Source organism: Bradyrhizobium sp. F1.13.3 (assembly GCF_040548265.1).
Taxonomy (GTDB): domain Bacteria; phylum Pseudomonadota; class Alphaproteobacteria; order Rhizobiales; family Xanthobacteraceae; genus Bradyrhizobium.
Genome location: NZ_JBEPRI010000018.1, coordinates 1 through 15,119, shown reverse-complemented (window position 1 = coordinate 15,119; position 15,119 = coordinate 1). Strand labels below are relative to the sequence as shown.

Genomic DNA, 15,119 nt, shown 5'->3' with positions numbered 1-15,119 from the left:
TTACGAATCTGACTTCGGACGTTGTCCGAGGAAGAAGGACGAGGACTTCAGCGGCGTGAAAGTCGGCCGCTTCAGGCCGGCGCCGAGCAGCGGCGCGGTGTCGACAGGTGCCGTGATGGAGGCGGTGGTCCTGCCCTGCGGCGCCTCGGGCGTGCAGGTGCCGGCGACGAAGGTCGGCTCCGGCCCAAGCGCCGTGCCGCGGCGGGCGTACTTGTCGTAGGCCAGCGGCAGCGTGTTGTTCAGGCCCTCATGGCCGAGGCCCCCCTTGGCGTCGATCGCCATCATCTCGCTCTGGCACATCTTGCCGGTCTCGACGCACATGTTGAGGATCAGGCGGTAGAGATCGGAATCGATCGTGCCGTAGCGCCGCACCGGCTCGTTCTGGCTGGGCTTTTCGAGCTGGAGATATTCGGCGCGGCCGAGCGAACCGCCGCCGGACTTGGCGCTGGCGATCCAGGCGTCAAAGCCCTTGTCGTCGAGACCCTGGAAGTTGAAGTGCATGCCGGAGAAGCCGGCGCCGCTGTAGTTCGCCGAAAAGCCCCGGTAGGTGCCGGCGTGGTTCACGACGGCGTGGAGCTTGGTCTCCATGCCCGGCATCGCGTAGATCTGGCCGGCCAGCGCGGGGATGTAGAACGAATTCATCACCGAGGACGCTGTGATGCGGAAGTTGATGGGACGATCGACCGGAGCTGCCAGATCGTTGACGGTGGCGATGCCGTAGTCCGGATAGATAAAGAGCCACTTCCAGTCGAGCGCGACGACGTCGACCTCGAGCGGGGCCTTTGACTGGTCCACGGCGCGGTCGGCATGGATGCGGCCGAGCGTGCGATAGGGGTCCAGCAGATGCGTACCCATCCAGGTCAGCGCGCCCAGGCAAACGATAATCAGAAGCGGCGCCGACCAGATCACCAGCTCGAGGCTGGTCGAGTGGTCCCATTCCGGCTCGTACCGGGCGTCGGTGTTGGACTGGCGGTAGCGCCAGGCGAACAGCACCGTCAGCGCCATCACGGGCACGACAATCAAGAGCATCAGGACGGTGGAAATGATGACGAGGTCGCGCTGTTGCGCCGCGATATCGCCGGCCGGCGCCAGCACGACGTAGTTGCAGCCGCTGAGCGCAACCGCCAGGGGTAGCAGCGCCAGAATCTTGAAACGGGACACGGGCCGAGCCTTATGAGAATGAGTTTCCTTTGCGGACCCAAGGGGTAGCTGCGGCGCAGCAATCGGGACATTGGACAATTTGTCCAATGTTGCAGTGCGGGATGTTGCGCCATCCAGGCTTGGATTGCCTGGCGCCTTGCCGGGCGGTCGGCTTTGGTTTTCAGGACGTTAAGGGCGCACGAATGGCGATGGCACAGACCCCCGCAATGGCAGACCACTCGGGCGAGCACGGCCACGACCAGGCCAGTCCCGGCGAGATCGCTATCGGCGTCATCATCGGCCGCACCTCGGAATTCTTCGACTTCTTCGTCTTCGCGATCGCCTCGGTGATCGTCTTCCCGCGCCTGGTATTTCCGTTCACGAGCGAACTGACCGGCACCCTCTATTCCTTCATGATCTTCGCGCTGGCCTTCATGGCGCGGCCGATCGGCACCGTCATTTTCATGACGGTCGACCGCGAATACGGCAAGACGGCCAAGCTGATCTCGGCGCTGTTCCTGCTCGGCACCGCCACCGTCGCGATCGCGTTCCTGCCCGGCTATCACGAGATCGGCGTTGCCGCGATCTGGCTGCTGGCGCTGGCGCGCATCGCACAGGGTCTGGCCTGGGGCGGCGCCTGGGACGGCATGGCCTCGCTGCTGGCGCTGAACGCGCCGCCTTCGAAGCGCGGCTGGTACGCGATGGTGCCGCAGCTTGGCGCGCCGCTCGGTCTGATCGTGGCGAGCGGGCTGTTCGCCTATTTCGCCGGGAATCTCTCGGCCGACGATTTCTTCGATTGGGGCTGGCGCTATCCGTTCTTCGTCGCCTTTGCCATCAACGTCGTGGCGCTGTTCGCGCGGCTGCGCATGGTGACGACGGAAGAATATGCCTCGCTGTTCGAGACCCGCGAATTGCAGCCCTCGCGCATCTCCGAGACCGTGGCGCGCGAAGGCCAGAACATCATGCTCGGTGCGTTTGCGCCGCTGGCAAGCTTCGCTCTGTTCCACATGGTCACGGTGTTTCCGCTGTCCTGGGTGTTCCTGTTCACCCGCGAAAGCCCGGTGCGCTTCCTGATCATCGAGATCGTCGCCGCCGTGTTCGGCGTCGGCGCGATCGTGCTCTCCGGCGTCATCGCCGATCGCGTCGGCCGCAAGTCGCTGCTGATGGGATCGGCGATCGCGATCGCGATCTACAGCGGCTTTGCCCCGCAGCTGCTCGATGCCGGCGCGTTCGGCGAGACCATCTACATGGTGATCGGGTTTATCCTGCTCGGTCTGTCGTTTGGCCAGTCGTCGGGTGCGATCGCCTCGAACTTCAAGCAGACGTATCGCTACACGGCCTCGGCGCTGACCTCCGACATGGCCTGGCTGTTCGGCGCCGGCTTTGCGCCGCTCGTCGCCCTGTTGCTTGCGACCAATCTCGGCGTCATCGCCTCGGGTGCGTACCTGCTGTCGGGCGCGTTCTGGACCTTGCTCGCGCTCTGGCTCAGCGGCCAGCGCGAGGCCGGCGATATGGACGCGGGGCGCTGATCGGGCGGAGCTTGTAGGGTGGGCAAACGCGCGTAAGCGCCGTGCCCACCATCTTTCAACAATCCTGATCGGGAATGGTGGGCACGCTTCGCTTTGCCCACCCTACGGCAGTTTAGCGTACGTCAATCCGCCACGACCTTCACGCGATCGCGCACCTTCACCTGCGCGTTGCGATCGAGGCCGTTGAGGACGCGAAAACGCTCGGCCGGGTGATCGACGCCCGCCATGCGGTGGGAGAGCGATTCCACGGTGTCGCCGGGCTGCACGGTGATGACCTTGATGCGCAGCGGGCGCGCGGCCTGGATTTCCTCGAGCGTCAGGCGGCGGAATGAACCGACGGTCTCGCGCGCATTGCGCTCGCTCTCGGTCGACTTCTGCCGTGCCGCGAAGATGAAGCGGTAGACGTCGCTGCCGAAGCGCAGGGCATAGACCTTGAACTGCCACTGATCGCCCTTGGCGGTGGCGGACGCAGCCGGAAAACCGTTGATGGTGATGTCCTCGGTGGAGGCCTTCTCGACACCCTCCATCCAGCCGGAATTCAGGTAATCGCCGAGCGACTGTTCGGCCGGCACCCGCACGACGTCGAAACGCATCGCCTGCGAGCCGCCGTCGCGCACGCCGATCACGGCTTGCGCGGTATTGTCGAGCGTAAAATTGTCCGGCGCCTGGAAGGTGAAGCCGAGCTTCGGATGCAGGAAGCGCCGGCCGCGGACAAAACCTTCGCTGGGATCTTCGCCGTAGACGAGGTTGTCGATCGCGGCGAGATAGGTCTCGCGGTCGCGCTCGCCGCCCTCTGGCGCTGCGTATTGCCGCGCGATGGTCTGCGCGTTCTGCACGCGCTCGGGCGTTGCCGGATGCGACGAGGTGAAATCCTGGGCGCGCGGATCGAGCGAGGTCTTGCCGACCTTCAGCTCGGCATTGCGCTCCATCGCCGAGAGAAAGCGTGCGGCACCATAAGGGTCGAAACGGGCCTTGGCGGAAATCCCGACGCCGACACCGTCGGCCTCGAACTCCTGATTGCGCGAAAAGCTCGCCATGGTGAGCTTGGTCTTGGCGAGCGCGAGCGCGGTGAGATCGGGATCGTTGCTCATGTCGGTGACGACGCGGGTGACGATCGCGGCCTGGCGGGCCTGGTCCTCGCGCATCGCGGCGTGCTTGGACAGCACATGCGCCATCTCGTGGCTGAGCACGGAGGACAATTCCGACGTGTCGCTCGCGAGCGCAAGCAGACCGCGCGTGACATAGAGCTGGCCGTTTGGCAGCGCGAACGCGTTCACCGCGCCGGAATTGAGGATCGTGACCCTGTAACCCTGGTCGGGGCGGTCGGACGCCGCGACCAGCCGGTCGACGGTCTTGCTGACGAGCGATTCGAGCCTTGGGTCGTCATAGGTGCCGCCATAGCTCGCCAGGATGCGCTCGTGCTCCTTCTCGGTTGCGGGGGTCTGCGCGACGGCCGGCTTCGGCTTGGGCATCGCGACGGTCGGCGGCGCCGCCGCGGTCTGGAAGCGGCCCATATCGCCGCAACCGGCAAGGGCTGAACCGAGCACGAGGCATAGCGCAGCCGGCGCTGCCCGCAGGCGGCGGCGTTCACCTTGTCCGTGCCGTCCTAGCACCCCATTCACGTCGCTTAACCCGTGCCTGGCCCCTTTTAGGGCCTTACCCCTGTCGGCTCGTTTGCGCCCAGCAACTCGATTTGTCCCACGAGGCGTACATCGATACGCGGCCCCGTATTCCCCTCAGCCCAGCCCCGGACACGAATACGTTTATTTTCCAGAGACTTAAGAGCAATCCCGGCACTTTCGAACGCGGGTACCATGCGCTTTGAAATAGTCACGGCGAAGCCGCGTGTCCAGTTTCGTCCGAAGTTGAGGTAGGTCATTGCCCCAGCTTGCCGGACCGACAGAACTTTGCCTTCGACCACCACAAAACGCCCGATCCCCGCCAAAATATCGTCCGAACTTTCCGCGTTTTTTATGGCCGATGGGTCAGCCCAATTGCCCTTTTTTTGGCGCCTCGCCTCGGCCTCCGATGCCATCAAGACGGCCGCGCAGTCCTTATCGGCGATCTCGGCGGAGACGATGGCGTCGCCCCGGGCGAGGAGCGTCGCCTGCACAGAGATATCGCTCTCGCCGACAAAGACCAGCGCGCCCTGGCGGCCATAGCGGTCGGGCGTGTCGTCGGCACTGCGCAGGATCACGTCGCGCCCGACCAGCAGCGCGGTCAGCGCCTGCCTCGTGGTCGCGGTCGGCTCGATGCCGGTCAGGCGGATTTCCCGGCCGTCATCGAGCCGCAGACTGCGCGCATCGATCGCGGTGACGCGGCCTTCGCCTTGGGACTCGAACTGGCACGGGCTCGCGAATGCGCTCTGACTCGCGACGAGAAGGATTGCGATCAGGCGAAGCCGTTGCGTCACGTTGCCCGGTGAGGTTGCGTTGCGTGCCAGTCTTAACTCAAGCGTGGCGTGTCGCGAAGAGGCTTCGTCAGGCTCCGTCATTGCGAGCGCAGCGAAGCAACGAGGTGGAAGCAGTTGTCTGTACTTCGCCATTCCGCTTTGCGGAAAACATGCGCGCCAATCCTGTTCTCGTAGCGCAGCTTCGCTTGATGCGCTCTTGTGCATGCGGCATGATTGCGGCAACAGCTTTAACCAAGAGCAACAACCAAGCCGCCATCAGAGTACGGCGCGATAAGGGAGGTCTTTTTCGATGAAGCATGTTTTGTCGGGCGTTTTTGCTGCTGCGTTGGCGCTGAGTGCAAGCGCCGCGCAGGCCCAGGATAAACCGCCACTGAAGATCGGCGGCATCCTCGACATGTCGAGCCTGTATGCCGACATCACCGGCCCCGGCAGCGAGACCGCGGCCAAGATGGCCGTGGAGGACTTTGGCGGTGAGGTGCTCGGCCGCAAGATCCAGGTGCTGGCTGCCGACCATCAGAACAAGGCCGATCTCTCCGCCAACATCGCCCGCGACATGCTCGACAATCAGGGCGTCGAGATGATCTACGACGTCGCGGCCTCCGCGACCGCGCTCGCCGCCGGAGAGATCGCGAAAGCGCGCAACAAGATCATCATGTTCAACGGCCCGGGCTCGATCCGTCTCACCAACGAGGCCTGCGGTCCCTATACCATTCACTACGTGTTCGACACCTACGGCCAGGCCAACGTGACCGGCCTTGCGGCCGTGAAGTCGGGCCTCGACACCTGGTACTTCCTCACCGCTGACTACGCCTTCGGCCAGGATCTGGAGAAGGACACCAGCGCCGTCGTGACCAAGACTGGCGGCAAGGTGCTCGGCAGCGTGCGCCATCCGCTCAACACGTCGGATTTCTCGTCGTTCCTGCTCCAGGCCCAGGCCTCGAAAGCAAAGGTGATCGGGCTCGCGAACGCCGGCGGCGACACCGTCAACGCCATCAAGCAGGCGGCCGAGTTCGGCATCACCAAGGGCGGCCAGAAGGTCTCGCCGCTCCTCGCCTTCGTGACCGACATCGACTCGATCGGGCTCGAGACCGCGCAGGGCCTGCTGCTTGCGGAGGCCTTCTACTGGGATCTCAACGACGACACCCGCGCGTTCTCGAAGCGCTTCCAGGAGCGCATGAAGCGGCCGCCGACCTCGGCGCAAGCGGGCGTCTATTCTTCCGTGACTCACTACCTGAAAGCGGTGAAGGCGGCCGGCACGACCGACGCTGCGACGGTGATGAAAGTGATGAAGGAGACGCCGATCAACGACTTCTTCGCCAAGAACGGCAAGATCCGCGAGGACGGCCGCATGCTGCACGACATGTACCTGTTCGAGGTCAAGAAGCCGTCGGAATCCAAGGGCCGCTGGGACGACTACAAGCTGCTCGCCACTGTGCCCGGCAGCGAGGCGTTCCAGTCGCTGGAGCAGTCGCGCTGTCCGCTGGTGAAGAAGTGACGGCGTAACGTCAGTCACGACGTCATCCCGGGGCGCGAAGCGAACCCGGGATCTCGAGGTTCCGGGTTCTCGCTTCGCGAGCCCCGGAACGACGGAGATACAAAACAACAACAAGGGAGACGCCCCATGAGTAACGACATGGTCCTGCAAAAGCTCGAAGGCGGGCTGCTCACCATCACCATGAACCGGCCCGAGCGGAAGAACGCGCTCAATCCGGACATGGTCGCCGGGCTGGTCGTGGCGGCGCGGCGCGCGGCGGATGATCCGGAGGTGCGCGCGGTCTTGTTCAAGGGCGCGGGTGGCAGCTTCTGCGTCGGCGGCGACGTCAAGTCGATGGCCGAGGGCCGGGCGCCGCTGCCGTTCGAAGTGAAGATGGCGAACCTGCGCCGCGGCATGGAGGTGTCGCGCATCCTGCACCAGATGCCAAAGCCTGTGGTGGCACAGCTCGACGGCGCGGCCGCCGGCGCGGGTCTGTCGATGGCGCTGTCGTGTGACCTCCGCGTCGCCTCCGAATCCTGCAAGATCACCACCGCCTTCGCAAAAGTCGGCTTCTCCGGCGATTACGGCGGCACCTATTTTCTCACACAACTCCTCGGTAGCGCGCGGGCGCGCGAGCTCTATCTGACCTCGCCGGTGCTTTCCGCGAAGGAAGCGCATGCGATCGGCATGGTGACGAAGGTCGTCCCCGACGCCGAGATCGACACGGCCGCGCACGGGCTCGCGCTGTCGCTGGCGCAGGGCCCGTCGATCGCGCTCGGCTTCATCAAGCGCAACATCAACAATGCCGAGCATCTCGCGCTGGAAGATTGCTTCGACGGCGAGGCGATCCACCACACTCGCTGCAGCGATACCGAGGACCACAAGGAGGCGGCAAAGGCGTTCGTCGAGAAGCGCAAGCCGACCTTCAAGGGCACATGACGATGGCGCCCTATATGCGTCTGCGGCAGATCTGCCTGGTCGCGCCGCAGCTCGCGCCCGTGATCACTGACATCGCCGATATCATGGGCCTCGCTGTCTGCTACCGCGACGGCAACGTCGCGAAATACGGCCTTGAGAACGCGCTGCTGCCGGTCGACACCATCCTGCTGGAGGTGGTCGCGCCGTTCAAGGACGGCACCACCGCCGGCCGCTTCATCGAGAAGAGCGGCGGGCGCGGCGGCTACATGGCGATCTTCTGCTGCAACGATCCCGACGAGCGCGGTCGCAATGCCAACGCGCTCGGCGTGCGCACCGCCAACGTCATCGACCACGCGCCCTATCACGGCGTGCAGCTCCATCCCCGCGACTGCCGCGCCGCCTTCATCGAGTTCAACCACACCGAAGGCAGCGACGACATTTTAGGGCCTTATCCGCCGGCGGGGCCGGACTGGCAGAAATTCATCCGCAAGGACGTGACGCAGGCGTTGACGAGCGTGGAAATGCAGAGCCCGGACCCGAAAGGGCTGGCCGAGCATTGGGGCAAGCTCATCGGCGTTGCGCCGAGTGGCGATGCCGAACTGGCGCTGCCCAACGCGACCTTCCGTTTCGTGAAGGGCGCCAGCGAAATCATGGGCGCGCTGGAGTTTCGGGTGGCGGATACGGCGCGCGTGTTGCATGCCGCCAGGGCAAAGGGTCTTCCGGTCGCGGGCGATGAGTTCCTGCTGGGCGGGGTGACGTTCCGGCTTGTTGCTTGATCGCTTGGTGGGGCGGAAGTAGTAGTCACAATCAACGCCGTCGTCCCGGCCTAGTGCGCAATTGCGCACGGGGGCCGGGACCCATACCGCGTGATCTATCGAGGGAGCACAGTGTTCATACCGAAGAACGACTAAGAGTCTTCGCCAAACATCTCCCTCCGGCCAAATTTGAAAGCTACCGCCCCCTGAAATTCGCCACCCGCCGTTCTTCCGTGGCCTTCACGCCTTCCTTGAAATCTTCCGTCGCGCGCAGCCGGGTCTGCTCCTCGAGCTCGTGATTGGTTGCCGCCATCACGCGATCGGCGAGGCCAGCACGCATCGTGGCGCGGGTGGAGACGAGGCCGAGCGGCGAGCATTCGGCGATCTCGCCGGCGAGCTTCAGTGCGGCCGCCTTGACCTGGTCCTGCGGCACGAGTTCGTTGGCGAGGCCCCATTTAAAGGCCTCTTCGCCGGTGACGCGGCGGCTGGTGTAGAACATCAGCTCGGCGTTGTTCTTGCCGATCAGCTCGGGCAGGGTCACGGTCAGGCCGAAGCCGGGATGGAAGCCGAGCTTGGTAAAATTCGCGGAGAAGCGCGCTTCGGGGCAGGTGACCCGGAAGTCCGCCGAGACCGCGAGACCCAATCCGCCGCCGATGGCAGCGCCCTGAACGGCGGCGACGATCGGCTTCTTGGCGCGGAAGATGCGCACGGCCTGGATGTAGAGGTGATTGATCGCGCCGAGGCTGTCGGCGGGGTCGCCCTTGGCCGTCTTATCGGCTTCGCGCGCCTCTTGCGCCTGCCGTGCCGGGTCCTGGAAATTGGCGCCGGCGCAAAACGCCTTGCCCTGCGCCGACAGCACCGAGGCGCGAATCTCGATGTTGCGATCGAACTCGTCGAGCGCGTCCGCGATCTGGTTGATCAGCGAAATGTCGAAGAAGTTGAGCGGCGGGCGGCGGATCTCGATGGTGCCGACGTGACCAACTTTTTCGACGCCGATATCTTTGTAAGTGCTCATGATGTCCTCGAATGATTAGCGCAAGCCAAGCCCGCGGGCGATGATGCCGCGCAGCACCTCGGTGGTGCCGCCCTGGATGGTGAGTTTCGGCGCGGTCTTGATGGCGAAGTCGAGCTGCCGCTCCAGCGTCTCGCGATTGGTCGCGGTCTCCTCGACGAAGGCGGCGAGATCGCGCACGCGGTGCGGAAGCTGCTGCTCCCACACCGTGCCGATGTCCTTGACGATGGAGGCTTCGACGACCGGCTCCTTGCCAGCCTGCAGCATGCCCGCGACCGAGACCGACATGCGCCGCATGGTGTGGAGCTGCGCCACCAGCCGGCCGATCCCTTCGGCACTGCGGGTGTCTGGATTGGGGCCAACGGCGCGAACCAGCTCGGTCAGCACGTAATAGGTCTCCAGAAAGCGCTCGGGTCCCGAACGTTCATAAGCGAGCTCGCTGGTCGCCTGCTTCCAGGCGCCGTCGACTTCGCCGAGCACATGATCGTCAGGCACGAAGAAATCGGTGAAGACGACCTCGTTGAACTCGTACTGCCCGGTGATCTGTCCGATCGGGTTCACCTGGATGCCCGGCTGCTTCATCTTGACCAGGAACTGGGTCAGGCCGTGACGCCGGTTTTCCTTGGTCGGCTGCGACGTCCGGAAGATCGCGATCATGTAGTCGGCGATATGCGCCGACGAGGTCCAGATCTTGGTGCCGTTGATGAGATAGCCGCCGTCGGTCTTGGTCGCGCGGGTCTTCGCGGCGAACAGGTCCGAGCCGGAGTTCGGCTCGCTCATGCCGATCGCGAAGCAAATCTCGCCGCGGCAAATGCGCGGCAGGATGTCCATCTTGATGTGCTCAGGCGCGTATTTAATCAGCACCGGCCCGCTCTGGCGGTCGGCGACGAAGAACCGCCGAGTCGGCGCGTTGGCGACGCGCATCTCCTCCGTCACCACGTAACGTTCGAGGAACGAGCGCTCCTGGCCGCCATATTTCTTCGGCCATGTCATGCCCAGCCAACCCTTGGCGCCGACCCGGCGGGAAAATTCCGGCGCGTCGGTGTCTTCGCGGTTGGGCTTGTGCGGATCGAAGGTGCCGGCGGCGATCTCTTCCGCGAGGAACGCGCGCACTTCCTTGCGCAATTGCTCGCATTTCTCGGGCAGGCGGATCGGATCGAAACGGAGGGCAGCGGTCATTGTTGTCTCGTCCCTGATCAGCGCGAAGCCACGAGCGGCCACAATTCGTCGGCGCCGCGGTTTGCAACCAGCTTGCCGAGCTCGACGGCCCAGTGGCTTTCCGAACCGAAATCGTCGCGCCAGGCCAGCGCCCGCAGCGAATAGCGGTGCAGGATGTGCTCCAGGGTGAAGCCGATCGCGCCATGGACCTGGTGCGCGATGGCGCCGCCCTTTTCCGCGGCTTCCGCGCAGCGGATCTTTGCGGAGGCAGCTTCGAGATAGACCTCGTCATTGAACGACTTTGCGTTGGCGATGGCATCGGCCGCAGAGGTCGCCGCGGCAAGCGCAGCAGCCGACTCGCCGGCGAGGCGGGCGAGGTTGTGCTGCACGGCCTGGAATTTGGAGATCTTCTTCTCGAAGGCGACGCGCTCGTTGGAATAGCGCACGGAGATGTTGAGCATCGATTCCAGCGCGCCCGCGATCTGAAGGCTGCGCGCGACGCCGCCCATCAGCATCATTGTGGTCTGGTCAAAGCCACTCGGGGCGGGCTTGATGGTGACGGGCTGCACCTTGTCGAGCGTGACGGTGTCGCTGTGGTCGTAGCCGACATTGAGTCCGGTCTCGATCCGACCCTTGCTCGCATCGACCAGCGCGATCGAGGCGCCGTCCTTGCCGTGGGCCAGCACCGCGAAGTGCTTTGCCGCCTTCGCGAAGGGCACGCCGCGGGCGCGGCCGGAGAGCGCACCATCGGCATCGCGCGTGATCCGATCCTTCGGGGATGCCGGCAGCACCGTCATCTCGCCCTCGGGGGATGCGATCTTCGCCTGCGCCAGCAGCCAGCCTGCCAGCATGGTTTCGGCCAGGGGAACCGCGACTGCGAAACGGCCGGCGGCGTTCAGCAGCGCAAAGCCGTCGGCAAGGCTCGCGCCGGAGCCGCCGAGATCGTCGGGCACCCACGACAACGGCAAGCCGGCTTCGCTCAGCGCCTGCCATAGCGGCGCCTGCCACGAATCCTTCTTGTCGTTGTTGACGGTCTGCGGATCGGCGAGATCGGCGAAGATTTTCTCCGCGGTCTCGACGACGATATTGTCACTCTCCGCCACAGCGTTCCCCGTGTTTTGCCATTGGCGCGTCCGGCCGGAGGGCAGGGCACGCGGGTTCTTCTTGCGCCCGATGATCCAAAAAAGCCATGGCCCTGACAAGCGTTGATCGCAGGTCAACCTGCGGCGCGGACATGGGCGATGAGCTAATTCCGCTTAGCGGAGTTTGCTCGATTTGCAGGGCGCGGCAAACTCGCTAAACAGAACGTCGATAGTCAATCAAGGGGAAGGAAATCCGGATGGCAAAGGACAGTTTGTGCGCAATCGTGACGGGGTCCGCCTCCGGCCTGGGTGCTGCGACCGCGGAAATTCTCGCACGGAGCGGGGCGCGGCTCGTCATCAACTATTCCTCGAGCCAGAAGGAAGCCGAGGCGACCGCGGAGCTGTGCCGCAAGGCCGGCTCACCGGAAGTTCTGGTCGTGCAGGGCGACGTCTCGAAGGATGACGATTGCCGCAAGATCGTTGCGGCAGCCAGCGGCTGGGGCCGGCTCGACATGCTCGTCAACAATGCCGGCACCACCAAGCATGTCGCCCATGCCGATCTCGACGGATTGTCGGCGGAAGATTTCCAGCGCCTCTACGGCGTCAACACCATCGGCCCATTCCAGATGGTGCGCGCGGCGCGCGGCCTGCTTGAGGCCGGCGCCAAGGCCTCTGGGCGGCCGTCCGCCGTGGTCAACATCTCCTCGGTTGCCGGCATCAGCGGTGTCGGATCGTCGATTGCGTACGCCGCGAGCAAGGGCGCGCTCAACACCATGACGCTGTCGCTGTCGCGCGCGCTGGCGCCGCTGATCCGCGTCAACACGGTATGTCCGGGCTATATCGACACCCCCTGGTTCACCAAGGGCCGCGGCGAGGCTGGCGCCAAGCAGGTGCGCGACAGCGTCGTGGCCAAGGTGCCGCTGAAGGTCGCGTCATCGGCGGAAGACATCGCGCAGCTCGTCTGCTTCCTGGCGATGCCGGCCTCCAGCAACATGACCGGCGAGGTCGTGCGCATGGATGCGGGCATGCATTTGGTGACGTGAGGTCGCCAAACTCTCTCCACGTCATGGCCGGGCTTGACCCGGCCATCCACGCGTTCCCGCGCGGATCAAAAGACGTGGATGCCCGGGTCAAGCCCGGGCATGACGATGAGGTGGCGGTGTGCCGCTTTCGACGCTTTGAAGCGTCACCCCTTGATCACGCCGCTCGCTACCAGACGGTGCCAGATGAACAGCACCACCACGGCGCCGATCGTGGCCATGATGAATCCCGCGCCTTGGTCGGGACTGTAGTGCCCGATGGCCTGGCCGATGAAGGTCGCGAGAAATGCGCCGGCGATGCCGAGGATGGTGGTGAGGATGAAGCCGCTCGGATTGTTCGGTCCCGGCGCCAGCCAACGCGCGATGAGGCCGGCGACGAAGCCGACGACGATGATCCACAACAAGCCACCCATGCTCATGTCCGTGCTTCCCTCGCTTTGACTAAACTAAATCAGACTCTACCCGCGATCTCTTGCTCGGTCGGCAGCCGTCCGTCCGGCGTCAGATGGTCGACCACCTGCGGCAGATACTGGCTGAGGCCCGAGAGCAGCTCGTCACGCGACAGGCCGCTCTGGGCGGACAAGCTCTCGATCTGGTCGGCGCCGAGCGCATTGGCGAGATCGCCTGGTGCGATCGCCTTGTTTTCGCCCTTGCCGACCCAGGTATTGGCGGCATCGCCATGACCGCTCTGCTGGAGTTGGTTGAGGAGATCGCCGAGACCGCCGCTGAGTACGCTACCGGCCGCGCCGCCCGCGAGCAGGCCGCCAAGGCCACCCTTCAACAAGTCACCGAGGCCGCCGTCAGCGCCCGCATTCACCGGCGGGGGGAGATGCGTCGGCGTCGGTGCCGGGGACGGCTGCGGCGCGCTGCCGCTCTGGTTGCCGCTCAAATGCTTGAATGCCTTCCAGGCGAGCAGGCCAAGGAGCGCCATGGTCATGGGCGACATGCCGCCGCTGGATGAGGATTGTGAACTCGGCGTGCTTGGGCCGCGCGGGCCGTTCTGCATGCCGTTGAGGACGTCGAGCAAACCCATGGCGTTCTCCTTTGGCGCTTTCTTGCCGTAACAAGCCCCGCTCGAAAACATATGAGGCTGTCATGACGGTTACAAGGCGATTGCGCCGCAACTGCGGGAATGGGCAGCAGGCACAGCCTCTGCTATCGAGGGCAGATCGTTGAGGGGGCAAGCCAAGGTGGTTACGGATCGACCGATCGTGGTGGCCGGCGCAGGCGCCATCGGATGTTTCGTCGGCGGCACCCTGGCCGCTGCCGGCCGCCGCGTCGCGCTCCTGGTGCGGCCGCGGGTGAAGGCCGAGATCGAGCGGTTCGGCTTGCATCTGACCGATTTCGAAGGCTCAGAGAAGAAGCTCAGCGCGGGGCAACTCGCGCTGTCGGAAGATCCCGCGATCTTCCACAGCGCCGGCATCGTGCTGGTCACGGTCAAGAGCGCCGACACGGCCGCTGTCGCGGAGCAGATCGCGCAGCATGCGCCGCAGGACGCCGTCATCGTCTCGCTGCAAAACGGCGTCGGCAATGTCGCGGTGCTGCGCGAGCGCCTCGGCGACCGCCGCGTGCTCGCCGGCATGGTGCCTTTCAACGTGGTCGGGATGGGTGAGGGCCGCTTCCACCGCTCGACCTCCGGCGACATTCATGTTGGCCAAGATGATACGAACACGGCCGCAGCGCTGTCGGTGCCAGGGCTCACCATGCGCGCAAGCCGCGACATCACCGGGGTGCAATTGGGCAAGCTGATCATCAATTTGAATAACGCGCTCAGCGCCTTGTCCGACGTGCCGCTCGCCGCGCAATTGGCGAACCGCGACTGGCGAAGGCTGTTCGCCGATCAGATGGCGGAGGGGCTGGCGGCGATGAGGGCCGCCGGCATCACACCGGTCTCGGCGACGCCGATCCCGTCGTCCTGGACGCCGACCTTGCTGAGACTGCCTGATCCGATTTTCAACCTGATCCTGGGAAGGACCATGAAGATCGATCCCGAGGCGCGCTCCTCGATGTGGCAGGATTTGAACCAGGGGCGCAAGACCGAGATCGACTATCTCCAGGGCGCGATCATCGCGCTCGCCGAACAAAACAGTGTCGACGTGCCGCTGTCGCGCCGCATTGTTGCGCTGATCAATGAGGCTGAGGCCGCGGGCAAGGGCCCGCCGCGGCTGACGCCGCAGCAGATTCGCGGGTAACGCATGAGTTCAGGCTGGGCGAAGCGAGGAGCAACGATGAAGCGTCGTCTGATGATCGGGTTCGCGCTGTCTTTGCTCTGCGTTGCGTCCTCGGTCGCGGAGGCCCGGCCGCCGACGGTCATGAACTCTCCCGGCTATGACAGGCGATTGCAGGAGAGCAGGTCGCAATTAGGCAGTTCACCGACAACAACGGCCCCGGCGACCGCGCCGGTAGCTCAACCGAAGCGCAGCAAGAAGAAGCCTCCGAACTGAGGTGCAGGCGGCGCCACATCCTCCGCCGGGGGGGCCGCCCCCCCCCCCCCCCCCCCCCCCCCCCCCCGGGGGGGGGGGGGGGGGGGGGGTCTGGCGGCGAGTCCCCCAAGAAGGCCAGCCCGGTGTTGGCGGCGTGGGTGGCGGCGGGGGGGGA

Annotated in this window: 15 protein-coding genes; 7 read left to right on the top strand and 8 right to left on the bottom strand. The window is 65.0% G+C overall.

Annotated features, from left to right (window positions below):
- Entirely contained in the window at positions 1-1,161 is a 1,161-nt protein-coding gene (cyoA, locus tag ABIB66_RS34695) for a ubiquinol oxidase subunit II (RefSeq protein WP_354063468.1), read from the bottom strand.
- A 182-nt stretch (positions 1,162-1,343) separates the two neighbouring features.
- On the opposite strand from cyoA, the gene ABIB66_RS34690 reads away from it, so the two are divergent.
- Positions 1,344-2,669, top strand: coding sequence for an MFS transporter (locus ABIB66_RS34690; RefSeq protein ID WP_275172760.1), 1,326 nt, complete (start codon positions 1,344-1,346; stop codon positions 2,667-2,669).
- A 122-nt stretch (positions 2,670-2,791) separates the two neighbouring features.
- Here ABIB66_RS34690 and ABIB66_RS34685 read toward each other — a convergent pair whose 3' ends face one another.
- Complete coding sequence (locus ABIB66_RS34685) at positions 2,792-4,183, bottom strand: M48 family metalloprotease (RefSeq protein WP_354207923.1); 1,392 nt, start codon at positions 4,181-4,183, stop codon at positions 2,792-2,794.
- 134 nt (positions 4,184-4,317) lie between these two features.
- Complete coding sequence (locus ABIB66_RS34680; protein WP_354207925.1) at positions 4,318-5,163, bottom strand: thermonuclease family protein; 846 nt, start codon at positions 5,161-5,163, stop codon at positions 4,318-4,320.
- A 208-nt stretch (positions 5,164-5,371) separates the two neighbouring features.
- Here ABIB66_RS34680 and ABIB66_RS34675 point away from each other — a divergent pair, with 208 nt between their 5' ends.
- The 3 genes from ABIB66_RS34675 to ABIB66_RS34665 all read left to right on the top strand — a co-directional run bounded on the left by ABIB66_RS34675 (position 5,372) and on the right by ABIB66_RS34665 (position 8,250).
- Positions 5,372-6,577, top strand: a complete 1,206-nt coding sequence (locus ABIB66_RS34675; protein ID WP_354207490.1) for an ABC transporter substrate-binding protein — start codon at positions 5,372-5,374, stop codon at positions 6,575-6,577.
- Positions 6,578-6,703: 126 nt separating this feature from the next.
- Positions 6,704-7,495, top strand: coding sequence for an enoyl-CoA hydratase (locus ABIB66_RS34670; protein WP_354207492.1), 792 nt, complete (start codon positions 6,704-6,706; stop codon positions 7,493-7,495).
- Between the two features lie 2 nt (positions 7,496-7,497).
- Positions 7,498-8,250: a VOC family protein gene (locus ABIB66_RS34665; RefSeq protein WP_354207494.1), complete on the top strand. Its 753-nt coding sequence runs from the start codon at positions 7,498-7,500 to the stop codon at positions 8,248-8,250.
- Between the two features lie 175 nt (positions 8,251-8,425).
- Here the strand turns inward: ABIB66_RS34665 and ABIB66_RS34660 are convergent, their stop codons facing one another.
- From ABIB66_RS34660 to ABIB66_RS34650, 3 genes are read right to left on the bottom strand one after another with little or no spacing between them, the layout of a single operon-like run.
- Entirely contained in the window at positions 8,426-9,244 is an 819-nt protein-coding gene (locus tag ABIB66_RS34660; RefSeq protein ID WP_354207496.1) for an enoyl-CoA hydratase/isomerase family protein, read from the bottom strand.
- A 15-nt stretch (positions 9,245-9,259) separates the two neighbouring features.
- A complete protein-coding gene (locus tag ABIB66_RS34655; RefSeq protein ID WP_008133127.1) occupies positions 9,260-10,420 on the bottom strand; it encodes an acyl-CoA dehydrogenase family protein in 1,161 nt (386 codons plus the stop codon).
- 17 nt (positions 10,421-10,437) lie between these two features.
- Positions 10,438-11,502 (bottom strand): acyl-CoA dehydrogenase family protein, encoded by a 1,065-nt coding sequence (locus ABIB66_RS34650; protein WP_354207498.1) that lies wholly within the window; start codon positions 11,500-11,502, stop codon positions 10,438-10,440.
- A gap of 236 nt (positions 11,503-11,738) precedes the next feature.
- Here ABIB66_RS34650 and ABIB66_RS34645 point away from each other — a divergent pair, with 236 nt between their 5' ends.
- Complete coding sequence (locus ABIB66_RS34645; protein WP_354207500.1) at positions 11,739-12,524, top strand: SDR family NAD(P)-dependent oxidoreductase; 786 nt, start codon at positions 11,739-11,741, stop codon at positions 12,522-12,524.
- A gap of 143 nt (positions 12,525-12,667) precedes the next feature.
- Here ABIB66_RS34645 and ABIB66_RS34640 read toward each other — a convergent pair whose 3' ends face one another.
- Entirely contained in the window at positions 12,668-12,940 is a 273-nt protein-coding gene (locus ABIB66_RS34640) for a GlsB/YeaQ/YmgE family stress response membrane protein (RefSeq protein ID WP_196236584.1), read from the bottom strand.
- 32 nt (positions 12,941-12,972) lie between these two features.
- Entirely contained in the window at positions 12,973-13,554 is a 582-nt protein-coding gene (locus ABIB66_RS34635; protein WP_354207502.1) for a YidB family protein, read from the bottom strand.
- A gap of 157 nt (positions 13,555-13,711) precedes the next feature.
- Here ABIB66_RS34635 and ABIB66_RS34630 point away from each other — a divergent pair, with 157 nt between their 5' ends.
- Positions 13,712-14,713, top strand: a complete 1,002-nt coding sequence (locus ABIB66_RS34630; protein WP_354207504.1) for a 2-dehydropantoate 2-reductase — start codon at positions 13,712-13,714, stop codon at positions 14,711-14,713.
- Positions 14,714-14,749: 36 nt separating this feature from the next.
- A complete protein-coding gene (locus tag ABIB66_RS34625) occupies positions 14,750-14,965 on the top strand; it encodes a hypothetical protein (protein WP_354063486.1) in 216 nt (71 codons plus the stop codon).
- Positions 14,966-15,119: the final 154 nt, after the last annotated feature.

Coding starts and splice junctions, on each gene's coding strand:
- ABIB66_RS34690 (WP_275172760.1), top strand. CDS start 1,344: ATGGCGATGGCACAGACCCCCGCAATGGCAGACCACTCGGGCGAGCAC.
- ABIB66_RS34685 (WP_354207923.1), bottom strand. CDS start 4,183: ATGGGCCGCTTCCAGACCGCGGCGGCGCCGCCGACCGTCGCGATGCCC.
- ABIB66_RS34680 (WP_354207925.1), bottom strand. CDS start 5,163: ATGACGGAGCCTGACGAAGCCTCTTCGCGACACGCCACGCTTGAGTTA.
- ABIB66_RS34675 (WP_354207490.1), top strand. CDS start 5,372: ATGAAGCATGTTTTGTCGGGCGTTTTTGCTGCTGCGTTGGCGCTGAGT.
- ABIB66_RS34670 (WP_354207492.1), top strand. CDS start 6,704: ATGAGTAACGACATGGTCCTGCAAAAGCTCGAAGGCGGGCTGCTCACC.
- ABIB66_RS34665 (WP_354207494.1), top strand. CDS start 7,498: ATGGCGCCCTATATGCGTCTGCGGCAGATCTGCCTGGTCGCGCCGCAG.
- ABIB66_RS34660 (WP_354207496.1), bottom strand. CDS start 9,244: ATGAGCACTTACAAAGATATCGGCGTCGAAAAAGTTGGTCACGTCGGC.
- ABIB66_RS34655 (WP_008133127.1), bottom strand. CDS start 10,420: ATGACCGCTGCCCTCCGTTTCGATCCGATCCGCCTGCCCGAGAAATGC.
- ABIB66_RS34645 (WP_354207500.1), top strand. CDS start 11,739: ATGGCAAAGGACAGTTTGTGCGCAATCGTGACGGGGTCCGCCTCCGGC.
- ABIB66_RS34640 (WP_196236584.1), bottom strand. CDS start 12,940: ATGAGCATGGGTGGCTTGTTGTGGATCATCGTCGTCGGCTTCGTCGCC.
- ABIB66_RS34635 (WP_354207502.1), bottom strand. CDS start 13,554: ATGGGTTTGCTCGACGTCCTCAACGGCATGCAGAACGGCCCGCGCGGC.
- ABIB66_RS34625 (WP_354063486.1), top strand. CDS start 14,750: ATGAAGCGTCGTCTGATGATCGGGTTCGCGCTGTCTTTGCTCTGCGTT.